Genomic DNA, 23,433 nt, shown 5'->3' on the forward strand with positions numbered 1-23,433 from the left:
TCACTCGTGCCGAGGTCTGTTGCCCGGCTCTGATCGACTTAGTGCCGCTGGGCGCCAAACACGCCTGCTGCGCGATAAGACGCACCGGACGTTTCCTGCAACACGAAGCGCCCCGCCATCGCGGGCGGCGGACCGCCGGCTGGCGTGCTGCCGTCAGCAGCCTGAACGAAGTTGCCGACCATGCTGCCCGCGCGATTGGCGCCAACGTTCGACAGCGGGCCATCGAAGACAACGCCGCCGCGCATGCGGGACAGTCCACTGTATCGGACGCCGTCGAAGTTCATGTTCGTGACGCCCGCGCGTTGAGCGAAATTCCATGTGTTGTCAAACGAACCGACCGCAATACTGACGCTTTTTCCGACCGTCACCTGGCCCATCGCGAACCCGCTATATGTTGCGGAGCCAGAATTGGGCAATTGGCCTGGATCCGCTTCGCGTCCGGCGACCCAGACGCCCAAATGAAGATGTTCGAGATCGGTGCCCGCCGTGCCGCCTGTATCGCCGAAAAAGAAACCCCATTGCAGATAGCTGTAGTTCGGAATCGGCTGGCCGTTCGGCATGTTCAGCGATGCAGGAAGACTTCCGCTGCTGTCGCGCAGCAGGTTTGCGTTGACCATTGCGACCGATCCGTTTGCCGCGGCGAAACGGCTGTCGTCGATAAAAGCGGACTGGCCGGTGGAAGCGCCAAGCGTCATCGCTGGGTGACCGCTGAGTTGCAGATTCACGTGTAGTCTGTTGTTGGCGGTGTCGGTGGTGATGGCGAAGTTGCTGGGATCGATGCCGGTGCCGACGGGAATAAGCGTGAGTGGATTGCCCAGGCCATTCTCTTTTTCGGCTATGCCTCCCGCCCATCCCGTCAATGTCGCGTTGCTGCGGCTGCCGACAGATGCCTGGCCGGTCCCCGTCGCGAGTCGCAGTATCGCGTAGTTCACGTCGGACGTGTTCGCGCCGCCGAGCGCGTGTTCGGTGCCGCCTGGCATCGACGGCGCGTTGTCTACGTTGTTGACGGCAGGTGTGTAGTTCTCGAGGACGAAATAGCCTGCGTAGCCGGGACGATTGATTTGCGGATTGCCGCCACCGAACGAAGTGCTCATCAATGGACTGGATATCGCCACGGTACCCGGCTGGCCCGACGCGGCGTTGCCGTGCGACGATGCGATCGTATTGCCCTGCGCGATGGCGTCGTATGAGTGCTGGATGCCGCATACAAGGCATTGCTTGGGTACGTATTGCACGTCGCCGATCGTGACGGAGATCGTCGATTGCTGGGCTTCACCGGTTCCCTGCATGCCGAAGTCTGTATGCAGGAAGGCGGTTTGTGCAGGCGGAGTGTTGGAGCCGGTGTTGATGACGTAGAGGCCTGAATCGGTGAGCGGCAGGCCTAGCGCGGTTGGGGTTCTGAGAAAGGCACGGATGCCCGAAGCGACGGTGGCGCCCTGGTCTTTCTGGCTAAAGTTCTCAAGGCCGGCAGAGATGAAGAAGCGGTCGACGGCGAAGGTGTTGGTGAAGTTGGGGTTGGGAGCGCCGGGATTTCCGTCCATCCCGGGAAGAAGTCTTCCGCCATCGACGTTGCCGGTGGCAAAGATAAAACGTGCAGTACTAGTGGGGTCCTCTTCTGCGATGCCATTGACCCACTTTGCTGGTGTTATTTCAAACAGGATAAAGTTATCAGCGCGGCGACTGACAATGTCGTGCAAACTTCCGCGACTATCTGGTCGCAAGCCTGGGGTGAATCCAGCTTGTAGTATTTCCCAGTGCGTCGGGTTATTGTAAATAGAGCCGTCAAGGAGTCCTGGAATGAATCTTGAATTGTTCGCTGGTGGCGAAAAAGTACTCGCAACATTCCCGTCTCCTGGCCAATGGTCGACCCCTTGGATCATAAACGGTGCTTTGGTGTCGAACGAGCCGCCTGAAGAGAGAACGTTAGGGGTCAATCGGTACGGGACGCACGAGGTACATAGTCCCTGGTTGCTGACGCTCAGCAACTCGATGCCCGGGTAACGCGGGGCCGGACCTGGTTCTGTCCAGAATACGTACTGAAGTCTCGCATCGGCCGGACCCGGATACGTGTCCACGATTGCTTTCGGCGCACCGGTTTCTGTTGCGGTTGAGAACGCATCCACGGAATTGAAGAAGCGATTGGTTGTAGGCGCATCGGTCCGGCGCGTAGGCTCAACGAACGTTGCACTGTATACATTGCCCGTGTACTGCAAAATCGACCGATGCGCCCCATTCGATTCCGAAGGCTGCCCCTGCGCCAACAGCGGCGCCCCCGCCGTCAACCCACTACCAAACCCACCGGTCCCGTCCCCACCGGCAACCGGCCCAATCTCCTGAAACCCGCTATAACTGTAATACCCCGTGGGCTTGTCCTCAGTCGCAAGCGCAAGCGTACTCGCCCCTGCCGCCGTAATTCCGGAGAGCCCCGACCGCCCAAGTTCATCCTCCGCAGGCTGCGTTAAACCGGCCAGCTGCGCAGTCCCCAACTCGAACGCATCCCTGGCCGCCTCGCCCTGTTCCTGACGCACTGTCTCACTCGCCGTACCCTGCTGGCACGCGGACACCACCTCATATCCGGGCCGCCGCACGTCCTGCGTCTGCCCGCCGACCACCATGTCCACTTCGCGCCCAACGAGCAGACTGGCGCGCGTGCAATTCGCGCCGCTAACCGCAATCACCGCCGAAGCCGCCTCTAGATGAACATCGCCCGAAGCTGTCTTGACCACAATCGGCGTCTTTTCATTAAGCGCTCCGCCCGCGATGCGAATGAGGCCCTTGTCCATTCGCATTGTCAGGCGATCGTCGCTACCGCCTTGATAATCGAACGCATCGATCGACACTTCGCTATTTGGCGCGACAGTCACCGACGTACCGTCCGGAAACAGGACCTCACGCAGTTCAGCCGCGCCGGTCGCAATGCGTCGCCCAGACTCGATCTCGTCGCGCACCGTTTGCACCGTCGGCTTGATACCTTTCCCCGGAGAGTATGTGAATATCACCGTATCGGCCTTCGCCCCCGCCTGCGGCACATTTCCAAAAACGCCGGCAGCCAGTGCCAGCACCAGACCCATTTGTGCGCTCACTCTGCTCATGATTGCGCCCTCGCAAGACTGTGATTGCCAGCGCATCGCTCATCTCGCGCCGACTGCCGCCCTCACGTCGATCGCGTTGCCGAAGCCAGGCTTCAAAGACGCTGCACAAACGATCGAGCAACACTAAAAGCTCCACGCGAGCCCAAGGCCCACGCTGGTGTCGTGATACTTGAAGTTGGGTAGTGTCGAATTGTTGTTCGTGTACTGGACCGTCGCCGTCAACGTCAACGACTGCGTTAGGCGAACATATTGCGAAAGCACGATATCGAAGCGATTGTCCTGTCTCTTCACCAACGGATCGACTACGGGGTCCGCAGCGTCATAGATGCTTCGATGAAAGGCGGCATAAAGCGACGTTGTCCAGCCATAGTCGGTCAAATGAAACGGCGCCGGATAGACCTGCGTGAGGCCCACCCAACCTCCAATCTCCTTGAACGACTCAAAGTCGGCATCCGAATTGCGCTGCGCCAGACTCATGCCGCCAAAGAGCCGCGTCGCCGGCAGCACCTGATAGCTGACGCTGCCGCGCAATTCCGTATAGCGTCCCGACCGATCCGAATTCGTCGGAAACGCGCTCTGGTCCTGGAAGTGCTGGTCGCTGGTTTCCAGCGTCATATCGACATACGACGCTGCCGCAATGAGCTTCTGCACATTCACGCCGCCGCCATATTGGCCGAGATAGCCATGGTTGTTCAGCAGCAGATAGGTCGCCGACACGTACGGCCTGATCGACCAACTCGGATCGAGCACACCGCCCAGATAGAAGCGCGGCCCCACGTCCGCCTGAAAGCTGTTGAGATCGAGTAGATGCGTATCGCGATACTTCCGGTTGTACGTCGTGAAGTTGGCTTCCAGATCGTTGCCCGCCTGACTGTCGAACGCATAGGTGTAGTTCAGCGTGCCGCCCACTTCGCCGGACCAGTCGCTATGCCCAAGCGCTGCGTTATCGAGCAGCGCCTGCTGGCCAAGCAGCCTGACCTCTCGCGACGACGGACCTGCGTTCGCATTGGTGTCGTAGCGTCCACCGGCGAAGAGCGAACCCGTGAAGAAGTTCTTGCGACGCCCGCGATCGGCTTGCCCAAGTAGCGACTGCGCGCGCTGCATCAAAGGCGGCGGCATATCCGGCGCGATCAGCGCCTGTCGCAAATAGGTCGCCGCAAGATCCGATGCGCCGACCCGCAAATACAGTTCGCCCAGCAACAGACGAATATTCGAGAGCCCGGGATTGAGCTTCAGAATGCGTTCCAGCGCCGCTATCGCGCCGCGTAAGTCGCCCTGATCGGCAGCAAGCTGCGCGAATTCGAACAAGCGCCCCGCATTGGTGGGGTCGTCGATCATTGATTGCAACGCATCGTGATAGCGCCGGGTCGCGTCGCTGTCCTGCGCTCCAGGTACGATCGTCGCTGAATCGGGTGCCGCCTCGACTGCATCCGCCGGCAACGCCGTCATCGCCACAAGCGCGAGCGCCACCGCGCAACCCGACGAGACGCCCACTCCGCAGGGTCGGCAGTGTAGCAGGCAAGCGGCAAAGCTCATCGAGCGCATCGCAGCCTTCCTTGTTTCCGGTTATGCGGCGATCCGGTCACCCACGCCCAAAAACTTCCTGCCCGACGCGGCAACTTGCAAGCGTCAAACCGCGAGAGACCGTTAAAACCAGGACGAGCAACACAGCAGATTTTGAAAGCGGCTTTGCGGCCGCTTCCCTCGAAACGTCAGTGTTCGATTCAGGCCGCGCTTGGGAACCGGTCCCCGACATGCAAGCGGCCACTTCATTTTCTGGCGAATGAGCTTCTTCACCCAGCGGCTTCGCACGCGTTTCCAGGCGGTCAAAGCAGAATGCGCAGCGCACTGGAAGGGAGTGTCGTGATTCTTTCTTCCGGCTGTTCTGGAAGTGATAGATCACAGAAGCAACTTGTGCAAGGCACGATCCGCGGGAGAGGCGGCGCACCGCACACGCCATCAGAATGGTGCATGTCTACCGCGCCGCCTTTTTGGCGCTCACGTATCGTCATCACGCAAAAAGCAGCCATCTGGCACGTCTATTCAACAGGCGCGCGTGCCGCATGCGATCAGTCTCCATGAGGCCAGGGGCCCGGCGGTTGGACCATCGTCCCGCCACGGGTGTCCGATGAATCCGGCGGAGCCGGAGGGGTTGGCGCGCTGCGGGCCGGTGGCTCGGACGTCACCGGCGGTGCACTCGCCGCCGTCGGTGCGTTCGGCCGCGCCGTGGCCTCTGTGCGATTGGGCGTCGATTGAGCAAAAGCGAGCGCTTCCGGCAACATCAAAAGCGCAATGACAAAGCTGAACCGCTTTCTCCAGGACGTGACTATCATTGTTAAGCTCCGCAACGCGTGATGAGGTGCTTCATGAATCGCGAACAACATCCCGTCTGGGCAGTATACGACAGGCTTCGCACGGCGCGCCTCAATGTCAAATACTATTGCGAACGCCTGCGCCAGGTTGAACTATTGAACCGCGCGTGCGAAATCATCTTGCTGATCGCGGCGCCGACGTCCGCAATTGCGGGCTTGTGGTTCTGGAAAACCGATATCGGGAAAGCGGTGTGGCAGAGCCTTGGCATTGTCTCGGCAATCATCGCCACGGTACGGCCAGCATTCCAGCTCACGAAGAAGATCAAGGACTACGAGGCAGCGATTTCGGGCTATCAGACGCTCGAATACGATCTCGAAATAATCCGGCAGAAAATTGAGCAACGCGGAACTTATGACGATAAGCTCAAGGCCGAGTTTATGAAGGCGGTCGAACGGCATCGAAACGTTGAGCTAGCCAGTCCGGACAAGGTACCGAACCGCAAGCTGCTGCAAAACTGCACCAACGCGGTGCTCGCGGAGATGCCGGCTAATTCGTTCTTCGTCCCGGAGACTTGACATACGCGCCCACGTGGGGTCCTGCCGGCGTCGCCCTGAGGACCCGGCTTTACCGCCGAGCCCCATTCCATCTCACCGCGAGCCACCGCAGATAACGTCGAGCCGCCCGAGCCCTGGCCGCGCAACGAGTCGTAGCGATACACCGCGCCGCTCCGGCGCCTCCTGCAGACTGCGGCAAGCTGCGGGGTTACCACATGCGAACACTGCATGACGACAAACGGTATCGTTGCCCACGAAGCGCACTCACGAATGGCCGCTTTGGCGCGTGCTGAATGACGCTTTCGGGTTGATAGCACCAATCCGCGACGCGCAGAACCGGACAATCGAGAAAGCTCGTATCAGGTGCAGCACGAAGATTGGCTTTGACCAGACGCTGAAACCCTTCTCGGCCCGCGCCGGAAGGCGGCAACGAGTCGAGCGTGCAGGTTCGCCGACTGTCGGCGATGACGAACGGTCTGACCGACGCGGGCCATAGCAGGCGTGCCTCGATTCTCCATAAAAAGTGCGCCTGATCTTTCGTCTATACAGCAAGCACAGCGAGGGGGCGCCCTGGCCGACGAAGCCTAGCTGGCCGCAGGTGCTAGATCGAAACTGGCTTCGAGGCGACCAAAGGCGAATGCGGGCTCGCATTCGGCGGCAGAAAATGTCGATAACGGTCGCGCCCCGTCACAGGAGACGGACTGACGCGCTTTCCGCCGGCGCACTGCAAACATTCGCCCTTCCCATGCTGCCCAGGTGGTGTCGAATCGATTGGCGACCCACTGTGGTTCAAGTTGCTTCACACGACGGCAGCGAGAATGCGGTTTGCGCGGCTGCCCCGTTGCCGCGCGATACTATTCATCATCGCTCAGAGCGGCAAACCGTTATACGCACGCGCGATCGGCGCTAGTGCGTCGAACACCTGTTCAGCCGGCAACACGTGCTGCCGGTCGCCTTGTCCGTCGTTCTCATCGGTGATCGACAGAAGCATCAACTTGCCGGCTACGTGCCACCCGACATACTGGCGCGCGAGCGCCGGCACCTGAACCGCGAACACGGCGTTTTCCGAGACGCCGGCGCTACGCACGCCGACGTCTCGACCTTCCGCCAGACGCCGGATCAGTAAAGGGGCTCCGAAGCCCACTGCATTCCAGCCTTTGGGTCCCTTTTCCATCGTCACCGACGAGCGCACCTTACCGTCCACGAGCACCGGATAGATCAGCCTGTCTAGCGGCTTGAGCAGCGTATCTGGGCTGGCGCCCGAGCGCCACGCGCGCAGTTCGTCCAGCCGCACCAGATAAGCGGGAAACGGCTGCCCGAGCGTCGCCGTCGCGGCCTGCCGGGGCGAGTCGAAGCCGAGTTGCTGCGCGTTCTGCTCCGTGACCAATTCGCCGAGCACGGACAGCGACTGGCGCGCGCTCGCTGGGGCGTCGTTGTCGGTCGAACTGGACTGCGCGTGCGCCAGTAGCGTGACGCCAAGGAGCATCGCTCCGAGTAATGTTTTCACGTCGACCTCACTGCTTTTGGATGTTGTAGTAGTCGTTCCAGTGCGTGTGATCGGCACCGCTCACGTATACGTCGTAGGTGATGATGCTCGCATCGCCGACATTGGGCGGCCACGGATTGTTGATCGCGACATAGTTAGTGCCGCGCACGGTTGTGTAGCCGGTCGCCACCATCATGTGGCCGCCGCCTCCGGTCCAATGCCAGGTGAACGCGAACGGCGTACGACGGCAGTAGATCTGACGCTTCACGTCGTCCCAACTAAGCGCTGCGTCCGACGTCGTGGCCGCGTTGAAGCCGTATTTGCCGTACTCGGGCCAGCCTCCCTGCACGCACGCGCCTGGCTTCGGGTTATTGCAGCAATCGGTCGAACCAAATTCCTTGTTGGCTTCGTCGCATTGGCTCACCACAGTGCCGAGATAGCCCATCGTCATCTGGCCACTTGCGGCCCAGCACCACATGCTCGTTTGCTGCGGATTGAGCGCGACGGTCAGCGACGAACTGACGGGCGGCGTGCAGCATCCTCCGAGCCACACAAGACCGGCGGCTCCAGCGATTCGTCTTATATCCATGAGTGGTCCCCTTCGTTTAGGAAACGCCGGAGGTCGCGGTCGATTATTTCTCCGCGAGATGATGGCCGCTCGCATGCGCCTCGACGCGATAGCGCTGCCGAATTTCCCTCAGATGATCGAGATCTCCCGGGTGCTTGCCGTCGGGGAATTCGACTTCGGCGATGCTATGGCCGGCGCTCGCCTTAAGCATTCCACGTTTCTGGCCGCCGGCGGCCGGGACAGCAATCGATTTGATATTGCCGTGCTGATCATGCTCGATATGAACCTTCATGGTGGACTCCTCGTCACGTTCCATGGATAGTGGGCGGATGCTCAGCGTCTAACTCGGGATCGCGTCGGTCCAAGCAATGAAGAGTCCGTACGAAGCGAAATCGGTGGAGCTTTTGTTATGCACTTCCAGCAGCACAACGCGATTGCCTTCAGCGTCGCAATCGTTGGAAACGTTGCGGACTTCGACGTTCTTGTCCCACGGCGGTCCCGACAGGGGGATCGCTGCGGCCCACAGGATTTCTCCGTAGTTCATCGGACTGACCCACCAAAACGCGGAGTCGCCCGCGTTCAGATCGATCCCACTGCCGACCAGCTGGCCATTTACATTGATACCCATCGCTGTCTCCCGGTTGAGAACGGGCACGGCGACGCGGAATTGCCCGTGTGCCCGTAGCGGTCGTTGTACCGATGATTACAGGACGACACTGTTAGACGGATTTTGAAAGAGCGCGTGGTGAGAACGCTGGCCTTCCGCGGTAAGGTGTGTGATTCACACAGATCGTTTCAACTAAAATGAGGCGATGGACCGCGAAATTGCGACTCGATTGCGTTGGGTATTGATGTATCACGGGACCGACAACGCCGGCCTCGTCTGCGCACGTTGTGGCATCTCAAGGCCGACACTTCGAAAATGGTTACAACGTTACCAGGATGCTAGAGAAGAAGGTCTTCGCTCTCAAAGTCGCCGCCCTCTCAACAGTCCAAACCGGAAGGTCTCCGAAGCTGATCGGGCGACGATTCTGCGGCTGCGCGCCGAGCATAAGGGCGCACGGCGGATCCAGAACGAGTTGCGGCTTCACGAACAAAGAGAGCTGTCCCTCGCGACCATTCACAAGGTTCTGACCGAGGCGTCTGTGAAGCCGCTAGTGCGCTCGAGGCGGCCGGCACATCCCACACGCTATAGTCGCCCGGTTCCGGGAGATCGGGTCCAGATGGACACAATGAAGATCGCGCGAGGCGTCTATCAGTACACGGCCATCGACGACTGCTCGCGCTTCCGCGTACTGGCTGTGTACCCTCGCAGAAATCCCCCCATCGTAGACCGCAGGAAATGTGTCACAGCTTCGCTATGAAATGTGTCAATCGGAGGCGCTCCCTCCGTCGAATGAGAAGATGTCTCGAAGTTTCAGGTAGTTAGCGCATGCGAAGGAATAGTGACACGCTCTCGTCCGACGACGCCGCGACGAGCTGTTCGCCACGTTGCGCGACGGCACCCTCTACCGCCCGAAATCTGATCCTAATGCTTGACGAGTGGCATGGCGGCACGTTATTTTCCATGGCAACGCGTGCAATTGCACATGATCTCCAGCTCCGCCCGAACAGGACAGATGACGATGTTAATCCTCTGTCGAGCAAACCGGGCCAGACGGCGGACGTTTGACCACCCTTCATATCGAGGTCTTGTTGCCCATATTCAAGGATAAAGAGATTGTTATTTCTACACCGGTCCGAACCCCCATCGGGGAGCTTTAGGGGCTCTCCACAGCATTCCAGCAGCAGAAGTCGGCGCGACGGTCGTTCGGAAGTGGTTAGTCGCTCTGGACTGGACCCAACCAAAGTCGACTCAGTCGTGATGGGCAAAGGATGCCTTGAGATACATCCATGATTTTGATCGTCGCAATTTTCCGTTTTAAGGTGAAACAAAATGAATATAGATCTCTCCGGCAAGGTTGCCCTCGTCACAGGCTCCACGGAAGGCATTGGCCTTGCAATCGCGCAGGCGCTTCGAAACGCCGGCGCCGAAGTTGTGATAAATGGGCGCACCAGATCCAAGGTGGACGCTGCTATTGCGCGGCTTGACGGTTCCGTGAGGGGGCATGCCTGCGACCTTTCCACGGCTGAAGGTTGTCATGTTCTGATCGAAGCCGAGCCAGAACCCGACATCGTCGTGAGTAATCTCGGAATTTTCCAGCCGCTGGATTTCTTTGAAACCGACGATGCCATCTGGGACCGGCACTGGCAGATAAACGTCATGGCCGGTATGCGCCTCGCCCGCGCATATTTGCCAACGATGGCAGCTAAGGCATGGGGCCGTTTCGTGTTCCTGGGCTCAGAGTCCGCGTTCAACATTCCGGCTGAAATGATCCACTACGGCGTGAGCAAGACGGCGGACGTGGCTCTCGCCCGCGGTCTCGCGAAGCGCATGGCGGGCACAGGCGTGACGGTGAACTCGGTCCTGCCCGGCCCGACCTTTACCGAAGGAGCGTCTGCAATGCTCAAGGACCAGATTACCGGAGGGAAGACCTTTGAAGAAGTCGGCATTGATTTCGTGAAGACACATCGTCCGACCTCTATCATTCAACGGCCCGCAACTGTCGAGGAAGTCGCCAATATGGTGGTCTACGCGGCATCAAAACAGGCGTCAGCGACGACAGGCGCTGCACTTAGGGTCGATGGAGGCGTCGTCGACTTCATCGTTTGATACTCATCGCGATTAGCCGCGCCTTTCGCATTCAGGCGATAGGTGCGGCCTTAATCCGTTCAGCAAGATGTGCTATTCGAGTGGCGTAAGCTCCCTTAGGGTTTCGTCCGTGCTCCATAAAGCGTGCGCGAGATACCGGAAATTAATCACTGCTGCGAGGTAGCCGTCTCCCTCGGGCAAACGCGGACCCGCCGTGTCGTCTCTAACGACGACTACCTCAAATCCCTGTTCAACGAGTTCGCGCGGATGTGATTCGACGCAAAGGTTCGCCGCCATTCCTGCAAGAACCACCTGAGATACACCTCTCTTTCGAAGTTGCAGGGTAAGGTCATTGGTTTCCGGGCCGTGAACCTTGTGATGCGGTGCAATAATTGTCTTCCCATCAGGGTCCCTCGGTGATTGCGTCCCAGACGATCTGGAGCAGGAATGCAGTCGCCTGCCCAGGCTAAGCCTAACGACCTGTGCGGCGAGTTGCATTACCCCAGCCGTATAGTTACTTGCTGGCAACCTCCCCCAGTGCGTGCACGGCGGTCTCTTGCTCGACACGAGGGAAATCACTGGCTAACTTTTTCGCGATGTACTCCATCACGATGCGCACAGCCACATGCCGTCGGATGTCCATATGCACGACAAGGTAGACATCACGCGATAGCTCTGCTTGCTCCATAGGCAGCGCGGTCACCCCTTTGTCTGCCGCCGCTAAAAACCGGGGCAGCGCGGCAATCCCAAGTCCCTCACGCACTGCAGCAAGCTGACTTAGCAGATCATTGCTCCTGAATCCGATGCGACGGCCGTTAGCAAAATCGAGCAGCCAGAGCTGCTCAGGTACGTGATCCAGTGCGGAGTGATACGCAATGAATCGCCATTCTTCAGGCGGCCGGCTGACATAGCCTGGGCGCGCATACAGCCCGTACGAAATGCTTCCAATTCTGCGTGAAACGTAGCTTGGTTCGGTAGGACGCGTCAGGCGAATCGCAATATCAGCTTCCTGTCGACTGAGCGAAATCATCGGCTGGGCGCCGAGCAGGGTCAGTTCAATCTCACGATGTTGCAAGGTCAGTTCGGCAACACGCGGTGCGAGGAAAGCGCTCGCGAAAGCAGGCGGTGCGCTCACAGTAACTTTCGCCAACGCTCCCGCCTTACGGCTTCGCACCGCCCTCTCCAATGCATGGGCTTGCGCCTGCATCCCGTCAGCGACGCGTGCAACGTGCCGGCCGGCATCTGTCAGTTGCCAACGTCTGCCCAGACGATCCACCAATATTTCTCCCAGCGAATGCTCGAGCGCTGCTATATGGCGCGCGACCGTCACGTGGTCCACACGCAGCTTGCGCGCCGCTCCTGACAAGGTGCCAGCCTCTGCCAGGGCGACGAAATGCCTCATGTCATTCCAGTCGAACATTGTGCGAATTCTCACAAGTAATGTGAATTCCTTCCGGGTTCCCGGCGTGGGATATCAATGCTATTTTTGCATGTCGATTGACATCTTATCGTGCCCGAGGCGTCGGGTGCATCGGCGCGTTGCCGTTCTCCCACTGACAACGGTAAGAGAGTCTTATTTTTCAAGGAACCGCGTTGATCAGGATTCTTCCCCTTTGTCTCGGTACATTTGCGCTCGGCATCGACGCCTACATCATGGCGGGCCTGCTCCCCGGCATCGCATCCAGCTTCGATGTACCTGCCGCCGTGGCTGGGCAAACGGTGACAGTTTTCACCGCGTGTTACGCAATTGCAGCGCCGGTATTCGGCACGCTGACAGCAGGCAAGCCCGTACGCCGCGTGCTGGGCGCAGCGCTGATTCTTTTTACGTTGGCCAACACGCTAAGCGCAATCGCCACCAGCTTCCCACTTCTGCTGCTGTCGCGCGCGCTGGCTGGGGTTGGCGCGGGTCTCTATAGCCCTACCGCCTTTGCGACGGCTGCTAGTATGGTGTCTCAGGACCGGCGCGGCCGAGCGCTTGGCCTGGTTGTGGGCGGACTAGCGCTGGGCACGGCCGTGGGCGTACCGAGCGGTCTGGTTGTCGCCGTCCACTTTGGCTGGAGAAGCGCACTATGGCTGATCGTGGTGCTGGGCGGGGTCGCACTTGCGGGCGTCATTTCCCGCATGCCCGAAACCACCGCCTCCACACCGCCGTCGCTTCGCCAACGCGTTTCCGTGCTGGCCGATCCGCGCGTTGCCGCAACTATTGCTGTTTCCCTGGTCACGTCTGCCGCGTCGATAGGGCTCTACACCTTTGCAGCCCCGTTGTTGCGGTCAACCAGCGGCGTCACTGACCCGCTGCCCTACCTGTGGGTGTGGAGCCTCGGCGGAATGGGCGGCATCTACCTGTGCGGCACGCTGATCGACGCTACCGGCCGCCCAGAATCGATGATGTCGCTCGTGCTTGTTCTCATGCTCGCCGTCTTCACACTACTGGGAGCGGTGGTGGTACGTCAACCGCTGGCTCTCATCCTGTTCGGCGCGTGGGGCGCCGCTGCATGGTCTTCGCAGGCTCCTCAGCAACATCGATTGCTCTCACTGCATCCGGATAAGGGAGGCATCGTGGTCGCTTTACAGAGTTCCGCTCACTACCTCGGTAGCGCTGCTGGCGCCGCACTTGGTGGAATCGCTCTCGCCGCTGGCATGCGCCTTACTCAACTACCTTTGTTATCCACGGGCCTCATCGTACTGGCCCTGTCAGGACAACTCTGTGTCGCCGCATGGGCGAGATCGGACCTTGCTCGGGCCGCGCGAAATGTTTCCCTCATTGGAAGAGATCTGTCATGAAAGCCATTCAATACCGGACGTTCGGAGGCCCCGAAGTTCTTGAATACGTCGATTTGCCGGAACCCGAGCCGCGCCCCGGCGAAGTGTTGATCGAGACCAGTGCCATTGGCGTCAACTTTCCGGATATCCGGGAGCGCCAAGGCGTTTATAACCGGGCAGAGACGCGCGTCGGCGGTGTGACGCTACCTCAGGTTGGTGGCCTGCAGGTGGTCGGCCGGGTACTGCGCACCGGCACAGAAACGGACGGTCACTTGACCGGACGCAAGGTGATGGCGTTGATGCCAAAAGGGGCATACGCGCAAACAACAGTGGCCCGCGCGGACCTGATAGTCGAACTTGACGAAGATGCCGACGACATCGCTATGGCGAGCCTGCCTTGTCAGGGGGTAACAGCGTTTCTCGCTTTGCAGGTGTGCACCGTGCTGCGGCCGGGTGAAAGTCTGCTGGTCCACGGTGCGAGCGGTGGCGTCGGCAGCCTCGCGGTTCAGATCGCAAGAGTGCTGGGTGCCCGCACGGTAATCGGCACAGCCAGTACGGATGCCCGCCGCTCCTTCGTGCGCGGTCTTGGTGCCGACCATGCTATTGCCTACGACTCGCCGCACTGGCCGGAATCCGTTCTGAGCCTTACCGGCGGAAAGGGCGTCGATGTCATCCTCGAAACAATTGGAGGCGACGTGTTCGATCAAAACTTCGCATGCCTCGGCATGCTAGGTCGATGCGTGGTAATTGGCTCCACGCGCGGCCCCGGCGAACCGCTGGCGCCCCGCCGGTTAATGGCAAGGGCACAGACGCTGACCGGAGTCTACCTGCCTTCGTTTTTTCAGCGTCCCGATCTTGTCCAGCGTGGTTTGCGCTTCCTCAAAGACGGCGTTGATAACGGCCTGATTCGACCCAGCGTCGGGGCAACGCTTCCGCTCAGTCGCACCGCAGACGCGCACGGCATGCTCGAACGTCGGGAAGCCCAAGGCGTCATCGTCCTCGATCCAAGATATTGAAAGTTCCACCGCGGCGCCGGTTTCAAAAAATCGCTTCATCGTCATCCGTCGTTAAACGTGACGGGTGAAAAATTCTTGATCTCGGAATTCCCCATGAAACGTACTTATATCGTTGCAGCTGCGCTTGCTGGCTTGTTGATCTGCACCGGCCCGTCCCAAGGTGCAGAGAAGGACACATCGGCTGCAAGCATTGCTTCTGCGCTTCCCCTGTCCGAAAGATCTCTTGAAGATGTAAAGGACCGCTTCCGCCAGTTGACGACGGCGGCGAACCGACACGACGCTCAAGCAATTGAACAGATGTTCTGGGACTCGCCGTCAGCGCTGCTAGTCGCTAAAAGCGTCGACGCGGCCGAGGGAAACTGGGCAGGGTTCTGGGGCCCGGTCGCGGTTGCCCGGAAGCTTCAAGGCATATACGCTGCCGGCACACTCACCCTGTATCCTGACTGGGCGAAAGTAAGGGTCGTCGGCATCTCTTCAACAGTTGCCCAGAGCTATGCTCCGATGAAAATTGCCGTTAGCTACGGTGGTCAGGATCCATCTCCACGTCCGTTCATCATGATCATCGAATGGCTGAATGTAGACAGTCAGTGGAGAATCGCGTCGGAGATCATCCTGCCAGTGCCCTCCCCCTAACCGGCTCTCCCTATACCTGTGCGCAGACGTGCGGTGTTACGACGGTTAGAACACAAAAGATCGGTGATAAGGAAAGACCTCAACGGCTGAGAACGAGAGCGACCGACGCGACAACGCGCGCAGAGAAAGCTGTGCCAGACGCGAACGATCTCGTCACGCTAGCGATCCGGTGTGTGCCGGCAAGGCGGAACCGTCGATCCCGAAACCGTTGTGCATGCTCGTCGAGAACAGCCGCATTCAACGCGGCGGTCTCCCATTGGACTCGCAACGCCCCTTCCGCTACCCTGCCGCTTCGTCCCCGATGCCATCAGTGTCTTTCCGACTTGCGACCGAAATCCAGATGTTGTATAAAATCTAAAATTTCGGTACATCATCGACCCCATGAGAAAGTCCAGACAGGAGACGGCCGAAACCCGGCAACGCATTCTCGAAGCTGCGTCCAGCCGCTTCAGGGAAAGCGGCATTGAGGGCACCGCACTCGCCGATCTGATGGCGCAGGCTGGTCTCACGCACGGCGGTTTCTACAAGCATTTTGCTTCGAAGGAACAGGTGGTGCTTGAGTCGTTGCAACTGGCCGCCGACTCGCTGCGCGAAACCGTGGAGTCTTCCCTGTCGCGCTCGGCCGGCACGCCCGGTCTGAATGCGGCAATCAGCAACTATCTTTCTGCGGAACACCGGGACGATCCGGGCGGCGGCTGCCCGTTCGTTGCGCTCGCGAGCGAACTGGCTCGCGCCAGCGACGAGGTTCGCGACGCGACGACAGAGGGCATCCTGAAGCTGGTCGACTTGATCGCGAACCGTCTTCCCGAACTTCCACGTGCCGCTGCAAAAAAGAAGGCGCTCGTCATACTGTCGACCATGATGGGCGCACTGACCATGTCGCGTATGGTCAACGACGAGCAGCTCTCAGCGGCGATTCTGCGTGAAGCCAAGAAAGCAGTGCTGCAATGACTCCTGCTTCACCTCAGGTGTTCTTCTCCGTTGCCAGACCATCGTGCGAAACGTCATCGGTAGGCAGCCGCAGGCGTGCAATCGAGTTCGCCGTCGATGACAGGAACTACTCTGTCCCGCCCTTACAGATCTGCTGCCGTTACCCGCATGCTATAAGCCGCTCAGCGGTAACCTCCGAGTTGACGCGATTGCCGGTGGAGGGCTGATCCTTCGACTCGGGGTCACTCGCACTCGACAACAGCGGACATTTTTCGAACAGCTCGGCAACCCACTCGACAAAGACGCGGGCTCTAAGCGAAACGTGTCGATTGCGCGGATAAACGGCTATAACCGGAATCGGCCGCGGTCGCCATTTTGAGAGCACTTCGACGAGTTCGCCTGACTCCATGTACTTTGTGAGTACGAACCGGGGAGCCTGCACCAACCCCGCGCCACGAGCACTGCACATCGCACAGGCCTCTTCATCGCTGATAGCAAGCGTTGCAGACATCCCGACATCAACTGCATCGCCGTTGATGTCGAACATGAAGTTCATGACCTTTTTGGAACGTCTCGAGAAGCATTGCACCGAACGATGCTGCTGGAGATCCTCGACCCGTTGAGGTTCGCCGTACCGGCGAAGATAGTCGGGACTGCATGCCGTAAGCAGCGGCACGTCGCCAAGTTTGCGCCTCACACCATTCCCGTCGTCAGGTTCCTCGAAACGGATCGCGCACTCCACGGACTCGTGAGTCGGGTGATGCTGTCCATCATCCAGCGCGATCACCAGTTCGATATCGGGGAACTGTTCGCGGAAATCATCCAGGCGAGGCACAACGACAAGTCTCCCGAGCGTCGTCGGCATCTGCAGGTGGAGCCTCCCTCGTGGTCTGTTTGGTGCGCTCGAAAACAGATCTTCCGCCTCGTTCATCTCGGCCAGAATCCGGATGCAGTCCCGATAGTAGTCCGCGCCTTCCGGAGTCAGGCTGAGGCGCCGGGTCGTCCGCTGCATCAGGCGAATCCGAAGATATGCTTCAAGCTTTCCGACGATGATCGACACCGTCGAGCGCGGAAGTCGAAGGGCGTCCGCCGCTTTGGCGAAGCTGTTCAGCTCAACCACCTTGGCAAAGACCTGCATTGACTGAAACCGGTCCATATCGTCTCACTTGCTGCATTGCGCCGTCCTGGAACCGGCACAAGGCAGACCTCAACAACAAATCGTTCTCAGCGGTGCTGAGACAAACGTTCTGAAGATCTCGGATCAATTGAAGCGGAGAGCCGATCCCGCCAAAATCAAAGAGCCAGGAGTCTTAGCTCGCCGGACCGGCCGCTGGCGACTCATTCTGTGTCACATTAGCGTCGGAGCGGACATCCCAGCCACCACCCAGCGCACGGAATGCACCCACGGCAGCGCGCGCTGTATCCGCACGGGAGCCGTCCAGATCGTCGCGCGCGACGAGGAGTTGACGGTCCGCGTCCAATACGTCCGTGAGGGTTATGGCGCCCGCCCTGTAGGCGCGTTCGGAGAGATCCCGGGCGCGCGTCAGCGATGTCACTTCAGCTTGTAATTCCTGTCGCCGGGCCTCTGTCTGCGTAAGCACTGTGAACGCATTCTCAACGTCCTCAGCTGCCTTGAGGACCGCCTGGCGATATATAGCAAGCGCCTCCGCGTTACCGCCCCTCGCCTGCTTGACTTCTGCATCCACCTTCCCGAAGTCGAACAGACGCCACCGTAGCGCCCCTGTACCGATGGGCTGAAACGCCCCCGCGGTAAAGAGGTGGTTGGTGCTCACGCTGTCAAAGCCCAGAGCACCGGACAGCGAGATCTTCGGGTAATAGTCCGAGATCGCCGCGCCAATTCGCTCACTCGAAGCGGCCACTCGTCGCTCTGCCGCGATGACGTCGGGTCGACGTCTCAGCACGTCCAGTGGACCGACGTTATCGTCGATCCTGGGGATCGTGGGTATGCTAAAGGGGACGGCCAGCTCCTGCGCGTATGTTCCCGGTTGTGCGCCCATGAGCACGTCCAGCCGGTTCAGTTGGCCCTCCAGTGCCGTGCGCAGCGTGGGCACGGTAGACCTTGCCTGCTTGAGCAGTGCGTCCGCCTGTGCAATCTCGCGCTCGTCCGCCGCACCCGCGCGACGCCGGACCTGGACCAGTTCAAGCAGACGCGCGTCCGTCTCGATCTGGTCTTGCGCCACCGCGAGCCGGGCCTGAAATCCCCTGATCTGCAGGTAGGCGTCGGCTGCGTCGGCGGCCACGGTAATGCGCGTGCCAAGTTGCTCAGCCTGGGCCGCTTCCGCCTCGTCTCGGGCCGCTGTCGCACTGCGCCGCAAGCCGCCAGCGAGATCAATCTCCCAGCTGGCGGCGGCACCGACGTTGTACTCGCGCTGGTCGCGGCTATAGCCCGGGAACGTTTTCGCGATCGAACCGACCGGACTTTGCAGGCTCTGGTGCTCAGCGGTGACGCTTGCGTCGAAATCGAACGTTGGCAGAAGCTGAGCACCAGCGCTTGCTGCGATCGCTCTCGCCTGCTGGACGCGGGCAAATGCGGCCGCAAGGTCGAGGTTCTGCGCGAGCGCACGCTGAACCACCGTGACGAGCATCGGGTCGTTAAAGCCCGTCCACCATGTGTCCATCTGCGCTGCGGCTGTTGTCGCGTGCTGGCTACTGGTCGCAATGCGGTTGTGGAACGAGCTCAGATGTGCTGTTGGCGCCACGTAGTTGGGCCCAACCGCGCAACCGGATACGGCTGTCGCCAAGGCAAGACCGGCGGCAGTGACACGGAGGATCTTTCCCGGCCTTTTGCGTACGGCAAACACGCTGCGTTCAGCGGCAATAGAAGAAGTCATGTGCGCTCCTTGCGGCCGACCCTGCGAATAAAGACATAGAAGACAGGAGTAAACAGCAGCCCGAAACAGGTCACGCCCAGCATGCCGAACAGCACTGCCGTACCCAGCGACTGCCTCATTTCCGCGCCAGCGCCCGTCGCCACAGCAAGCGGCGCGACGCCCAGGATGAAAGCGAAAGATGTCATCAGGATGGGACGTAGCCGCGTACGTGCAGCGTGCACGGCGCCATCGATCGGGCCGGAGCCTTCGTCCTCCTTCTGACGTGCGAACTCGACGATCAGAATTGCGTTTTTCGCAGCGAGACCGACCAGAACGACAAAGCCTATCTGCGCGAGGATATCGATGGGCATGCCGCGGGCGATCAGGCCGGTAACCGAGGCGAGAATGCACATCGGTACGATGAGGACGATCGCAAGGGGCAGCTTCCAGCTCTCATACTGCGCGACGAGAATGAGAAACACGAAGAGAGCCGCCGCACCGAAGACCAGAAGCGTCGGGGTGCCATGTTGCTGCTGCTGGTACGCCAGGTCCGTCCATTCGAAACCGATGCCTTGTGGCAGAACCTCGCGGGCGAGCTCTTCCATGCGATGCAGTGCCGTGCCGGTGGCAACACCCGGCGCCGCGACGCCCTGGACTTCGGCCGCCGGGTACAGGTTGTAGCGCGGTACGCGATAGGGAATCGTACGGTTTTCCATTTGCGCCACCGTGCCGATCGGGACCATTTCACCCGACTGGTTTCGCGCCTTCAGTCGGGTAATGTCCTGCGGTGCATGCCGGAACTGTCCGTCAGCCTGAACGATGACCTGATAGGTTCTGCCCAGATAGTTGAAGTCGTTCACATACTGCGAACCCAGATAGACCTGCAGGGTGGAAAACACATCCGTGGGTGTCAGCCCAACCTTTTCTGCTTTCACACGGTCAATATTCGCGAAAACCGATGGCGACCCCGCGTTGAACAGGGTGAAGACCCCAGCAAAACTCGGATCCCTGTTCGCCGCGGCAACAAGGGCATTCGCCGCATGCACGAGCGCCTCCGAGCCGAGCCCTGCGCGGTCTTCCAGCATCATCTTGAATCCGCCTGAATTGCCGAGCCCCTGTACAGGTGGCGGCGGAATCGTCAGTACGTACGCGTCCTTGATGACAGACAGGCGTTTGCGCAGGTCGGCCAATACCGTGGTCGCTGTCACCCCCGGAAGCTCGTGGTTATAGAGCGACGGCAGCCCTGAAAAGATCGTTCCCGAGTTCGATGCAACGGTCAACGTTGTCGCGTCCAGCCCCACGAACGGAGCAACGTGTTCAATACCGCGCGTGGTCAGGATAATGTCAATTGCATTCCGGACGACTTTCTCGGTACGGTCCAGTGACGCTCCGGGAGGAAGCTGAACCACGGTAATCAGATAGCCTTGATCCTGCTCTGGAATAAAGCCGGTTGGCGTGCGCGAGAACTCGAAACCCGTAACCCCGATCAGTACGACGTAGATCGCAAGAACAACGGTCAGGCCACGAACGAGACGACGTGTGACGTTTCCATACCCAAACGACAGCTTGTCGAAACCCCGGTTGAAGCGATCAAAGCCTGCGTGCAGCAGACGCTGTCCAAATCCCGCATGCGACGCGTCGTGTGGCTCATGTGACTTGAAGAGCACCGCGCAAAGGGCTGGACTGAGAGTAAGCGACACAAAACAGGAGATCACCGTTGACGCGGCGATTGTCACCGCAAACTGGCGAAAGAACAGCCCCGAGATACCGCTCAGGAAGGCAGACGGCACAAAGACTGCACATAGTGTCAGCGCAATGGATAGGAGTGCGCCGCCCACTTCGTCCATCGTCCGGTGCGCGGCCTCGGCTGGCGACATCCCCGAGCGCATATTGCGTTCCACATTCTCGACCACAACGATCGCATCATCGACTACAATTCCGACCGCTAACACGAGGCCAAATAGAGACAGGTTATTGAGCGATATCCCGAACGTCGCGAGCACGATGAAAGACCCGAGCAGTGAGACGGGAATTGCAACGACCGGGATAATCGTGGCCCGCCAGTTCTGCAAAAACAGGAAGACGACACCAACAACCAGCAGGATGGCGACGAAGATCGTGACAATCACCTCGTCGACAGACTTGCCGATGAAGATGGTCGGATCGTAGATGATCTTGTAATCCATTCCCGGCGGGAAGTCGTTCTTCAACCCGCGCATGGCGGACAGAACCTGCTGTTCAACCGCAAGCGAGTTAGCGCCCGGCTCCGCATAGATGAGCAATGTCGACGCATTGTCGCGATCCATGAACGCTGTCGAGCCATAGTCCGCGGCCCCAACTTCGACACGACCGATATCGCGTATGCGAGTCACTCGTCCCTGGGTGTCGGACTTGACAACCACATCCGAGAATTCCTGCGGTGTTGACAGCCGGCCCAGCGCCTCGACGTTGATCTGATAGGCATCGTTCCCCGCCGTCGGCGGCTGGTTCAGGATACCGGCGGAAACCTGCAGGTTCTGCGCGCGCAGTGCCGTGAGCACTTCGCTGGCGTTCATGTTGTTTGCGGCAACCTTGTCCGGATCGATCCAGACACGCATTGCATACTCCCGCGCGCCCTGGAACTGCACATCGCCGACCCCCTGCAACCGCGCCAACGTATCCTTCACGTGAAGCGTTGCGTAGTTCGAGAGATAAAGCGTGTCACGCGATTTATCCGGCGAGTAAAGGTGAACGGCCAGAAGAATGCTAGGCGTCGACTTCCGGACCTGAACACCAAGGCGCTGGACATCTTCCGGAAGACGGGGCAATGCATCCTGAACGCGGTTCTGCGTGAGCATCTGTGCAACATTCAGGTCTGTGCCGATACGAAACGTCACGGTGACCGTCAGCCTCCCGTCGCCCGTCGACTGACTGCTCATATAGAGCATGTTTTCGACGCCGTTGATCTGTTGTTCCAGCGGAGTGGCCACGGTGCGTGCGATCGTTTCCGCGGACGCGCCTGGATATGACGTGGTCACCTGCACGGTGGGCGGAACGATCTCCGGGTACTGGGCGACAGGCAGCACGAACATCGCGCCCAGGCCGATCAGCGTGAGAAATGCGCTGACCACCGTCGCGAAGCGCGGCCTGTCGATAAAGAAATGGGCAATACGCATGGCTTCCGTGTCCGCTAGTTCTGTTGAGGCTCATAGCGGATCGCACCAGCGCGCGTCGCCACTTTGGTACCGGGAGCTGCATAAGGCAGGCCGTCGACAATTACGCGATCGTCGCGGGACAGGCCCGAGCGGATCACGCGCAATCCGCCGCGTATATCGCCGATCTCGACATGCTTCGGCGCCACCGTTCCGTCATCGGCAACCGTCATCACGACATGTTCCGACTGGTCTGGCAACACAGACGCATCGGGGACGAGCAATGTCGGCGTGGGATGTGCCACCGCAAGCCGCACGCGCGAGAACTCGCCGGGCGTAAAGCGCAGGTCGGCATTGGGAACCGTTGCTCGAGCGTGGATTGTTCCACTCGAGCGGTCCAGCACGTTGTCCACGAAATCGAGCGTGCCCTGCCGGGTGTATGTGGACGAATCGCCCGATGCCAGTTCGACGCGATTCGCGGGCAGTCCTTTCGTGTCGCCGCGATAGCGCGAAAACGACTGGAAATCCGCCTCGCTCATATCGAAGTCAAGGTAGACCGGATCGAGCGAGACGAGCGTCGCGAGCAATGTCGTCGGACTCGTCGCGGCGCGACTGCCTGCGATCAGATTGCCAACGGAAACGAGATGCCTGCCAATGCGCCCGCTGAACGGTGCGGTGACGCGACAATGATCGAGATCGAAACGGGCGTCCCGGATCTGCGCCGAGGCGTCGCCCAGCGCGGCCTGTGCCGCATTCAGTTCAGATGTACGCTGCTCGACGTTCTGCTTCGTGCCGGCGTCATTGCGCTCCAGGTCCTGTGCACGCGCCAGCTCCTGCTTCGCGAGGGTCAGGCGCGCCTCGGCGGTTTCGCGCTGGGCAGTCGCCTGCGCAAGCCGGATTTCATACGGCACCGGATCAATGGTGAACAGAAGATCGCCTTTGTGAACGATGTCGCCGTCCCGGAAGTGAACGCCCGTGAGCGTCCCGCCCACCTGCGCGCGGAGTTCCACCTGATCGACTGCCGAAAACTGCCCCAGAAACCCAAGTCGCGTGTCGAGATCTCGCAAGAGCGGCTTGCTGACTGACACCTCGTGAGGAGGCACCGGCCGCGCATTGGCGACGCTGCCGCCCCCACCATGCGGGTAGAAAAACCACGCGCCCCCACCCGCAATGATCACAACTGCCGCTGCCACCCACGTTCTCGTGCGAAGCCCCTTTGGCGCATGCCGAGGGCGGCGAACCGTTTCACCGTCCTCCACTCTTGTTTTCGTATCCACCTTCAATCACCTTGAAAAGTGTTGCCGTTCGCCCTTTCATGAAATGGCGCCTTCATTGGCCGGCGCAGGACCTGATCGCGCCATGCGGACAACAACACGGTTATTTAGATTTCGTACGTACTCTAAGTCGCGTTAGATTATCAGCGC

At 59.9% G+C, this 23,433-nt stretch carries 17 protein-coding genes and 2 pseudogenes; 7 read left to right on the forward strand and 12 right to left on the reverse strand.

Annotation, left to right across the window (positions count from 1 at the left end; translation table 11 throughout):
• Window positions 1-38: 38 nt before the first annotated feature.
• Both B0G80_RS23665 and B0G80_RS23670 read right to left on the reverse strand, forming a co-directional pair.
• Complete coding sequence (locus tag B0G80_RS23665) at window positions 39-3,071, reverse strand: FecR domain-containing protein (RefSeq protein WP_181920042.1); 3,033 nt, start codon at window positions 3,069-3,071, stop codon at window positions 39-41.
• Window positions 3,072-3,215: 144 nt separating this feature from the next.
• Window positions 3,216-4,637 (reverse strand): tetratricopeptide repeat protein, encoded by a 1,422-nt coding sequence (locus B0G80_RS23670; protein WP_116120152.1) that lies wholly within the window; start codon window positions 4,635-4,637, stop codon window positions 3,216-3,218.
• Between the two features lie 821 nt (window positions 4,638-5,458).
• Here B0G80_RS23670 and B0G80_RS23675 point away from each other — a divergent pair.
• Window positions 5,459-5,980: a hypothetical protein gene (locus B0G80_RS23675; protein ID WP_116120154.1), complete on the forward strand. Its 522-nt coding sequence runs from the start codon at window positions 5,459-5,461 to the stop codon at window positions 5,978-5,980.
• Window positions 5,981-6,827: 847 nt separating this feature from the next.
• Here B0G80_RS23675 and B0G80_RS23680 read toward each other — a convergent pair.
• From B0G80_RS23680 to B0G80_RS23695, 4 genes are read right to left on the reverse strand one after another with little or no spacing between them, the layout of a single operon-like run.
• Entirely contained in the window at window positions 6,828-7,466 is a 639-nt protein-coding gene (locus B0G80_RS23680; RefSeq protein ID WP_147309896.1) for a hypothetical protein, read from the reverse strand.
• Between the two features lie 7 nt (window positions 7,467-7,473).
• The gene (locus B0G80_RS23685; protein WP_181920043.1) at window positions 7,474-8,034 is read right to left on the reverse strand and encodes a papain-like cysteine protease family protein; all 561 of its coding nucleotides are present in this window, start codon (window positions 8,032-8,034) and stop codon (window positions 7,474-7,476) included.
• 43 nt (window positions 8,035-8,077) lie between these two features.
• A complete protein-coding gene (locus B0G80_RS23690; RefSeq protein ID WP_116120161.1) occupies window positions 8,078-8,305 on the reverse strand; it encodes a hypothetical protein in 228 nt (75 codons plus the stop codon).
• Between the two features lie 48 nt (window positions 8,306-8,353).
• A complete protein-coding gene (locus B0G80_RS23695) occupies window positions 8,354-8,641 on the reverse strand; it encodes a hypothetical protein (protein ID WP_116120162.1) in 288 nt (95 codons plus the stop codon).
• 184 nt (window positions 8,642-8,825) lie between these two features.
• Here B0G80_RS23695 and B0G80_RS23700 point away from each other — a divergent pair.
• Both B0G80_RS23700 and B0G80_RS23705 read left to right on the forward strand, forming a co-directional pair.
• A pseudogene (locus B0G80_RS23700) lies at window positions 8,826-9,332 on the forward strand (helix-turn-helix domain-containing protein); the annotation flags it as partial.
• 617 nt (window positions 9,333-9,949) lie between these two features.
• Entirely contained in the window at window positions 9,950-10,726 is a 777-nt protein-coding gene (locus B0G80_RS23705; RefSeq protein WP_116120164.1) for an SDR family NAD(P)-dependent oxidoreductase, read from the forward strand.
• Window positions 10,727-10,798: 72 nt separating this feature from the next.
• Here B0G80_RS23705 and B0G80_RS23710 read toward each other — a convergent pair.
• Together B0G80_RS23710 and B0G80_RS23715 are read right to left on the reverse strand one after the other, a co-directional pair.
• A pseudogene (locus tag B0G80_RS23710) lies at window positions 10,799-11,110 on the reverse strand (cysteine hydrolase family protein); the annotation flags it as partial.
• A 109-nt stretch (window positions 11,111-11,219) separates the two neighbouring features.
• Window positions 11,220-12,125 carry a LysR family transcriptional regulator gene (locus B0G80_RS23715; protein WP_116120166.1) on the reverse strand — a complete coding sequence of 302 codons (906 nt, stop codon included), beginning with the start codon at window positions 12,123-12,125 and terminating at the stop codon, window positions 11,220-11,222.
• 173 nt (window positions 12,126-12,298) lie between these two features.
• On the opposite strand from B0G80_RS23715, the gene B0G80_RS23720 reads away from it, so the two are divergent.
• From B0G80_RS23720 to B0G80_RS23735, 4 genes are all read left to right on the forward strand, one after another.
• Window positions 12,299-13,489, forward strand: a complete 1,191-nt coding sequence (locus B0G80_RS23720) for an MFS transporter (RefSeq protein WP_116120167.1) — start codon at window positions 12,299-12,301, stop codon at window positions 13,487-13,489.
• Window positions 13,486-14,484 carry a zinc-binding dehydrogenase gene (locus tag B0G80_RS23725; protein WP_116120168.1) on the forward strand — a complete coding sequence of 333 codons (999 nt, stop codon included), beginning with the start codon at window positions 13,486-13,488 and terminating at the stop codon, window positions 14,482-14,484. Before B0G80_RS23720 ends, B0G80_RS23725 begins: the two co-directional genes overlap by 4 nt.
• A 93-nt stretch (window positions 14,485-14,577) precedes the next feature.
• A complete protein-coding gene (locus B0G80_RS23730) occupies window positions 14,578-15,117 on the forward strand; it encodes a hypothetical protein (RefSeq protein WP_116120170.1) in 540 nt (179 codons plus the stop codon).
• A 381-nt stretch (window positions 15,118-15,498) separates the two neighbouring features.
• A complete protein-coding gene (locus tag B0G80_RS23735; protein ID WP_116120172.1) occupies window positions 15,499-16,068 on the forward strand; it encodes a TetR/AcrR family transcriptional regulator in 570 nt (189 codons plus the stop codon).
• Window positions 16,069-16,207: 139 nt separating this feature from the next.
• Here B0G80_RS23735 and B0G80_RS23740 read toward each other — a convergent pair whose 3' ends face one another.
• The 4 genes from B0G80_RS23740 to B0G80_RS23755 form a co-directional block, all read right to left on the reverse strand.
• Window positions 16,208-17,203 (reverse strand): LysR family transcriptional regulator, encoded by a 996-nt coding sequence (locus B0G80_RS23740; RefSeq protein ID WP_116120174.1) that lies wholly within the window; start codon window positions 17,201-17,203, stop codon window positions 16,208-16,210.
• 154 nt (window positions 17,204-17,357) lie between these two features.
• A complete protein-coding gene (locus B0G80_RS23745; protein WP_116120176.1) occupies window positions 17,358-18,899 on the reverse strand; it encodes an efflux transporter outer membrane subunit in 1,542 nt (513 codons plus the stop codon).
• A complete protein-coding gene (locus B0G80_RS23750) occupies window positions 18,896-22,033 on the reverse strand; it encodes an efflux RND transporter permease subunit (RefSeq protein ID WP_116120177.1) in 3,138 nt (1,045 codons plus the stop codon). Before B0G80_RS23750 ends, B0G80_RS23745 begins: the two co-directional genes overlap by 4 nt.
• Window positions 22,034-22,047: 14 nt before the next feature.
• The gene (locus B0G80_RS23755) at window positions 22,048-23,202 is read right to left on the reverse strand and encodes an efflux RND transporter periplasmic adaptor subunit (protein ID WP_408968152.1); all 1,155 of its coding nucleotides are present in this window, start codon (window positions 23,200-23,202) and stop codon (window positions 22,048-22,050) included.
• Window positions 23,203-23,433: the final 231 nt, after the last annotated feature.

The organism is Paraburkholderia sp. BL6669N2, assembly GCF_003387275.1.
Taxonomy (GTDB): Bacteria; Pseudomonadota; Gammaproteobacteria; order Burkholderiales; family Burkholderiaceae; genus Paraburkholderia.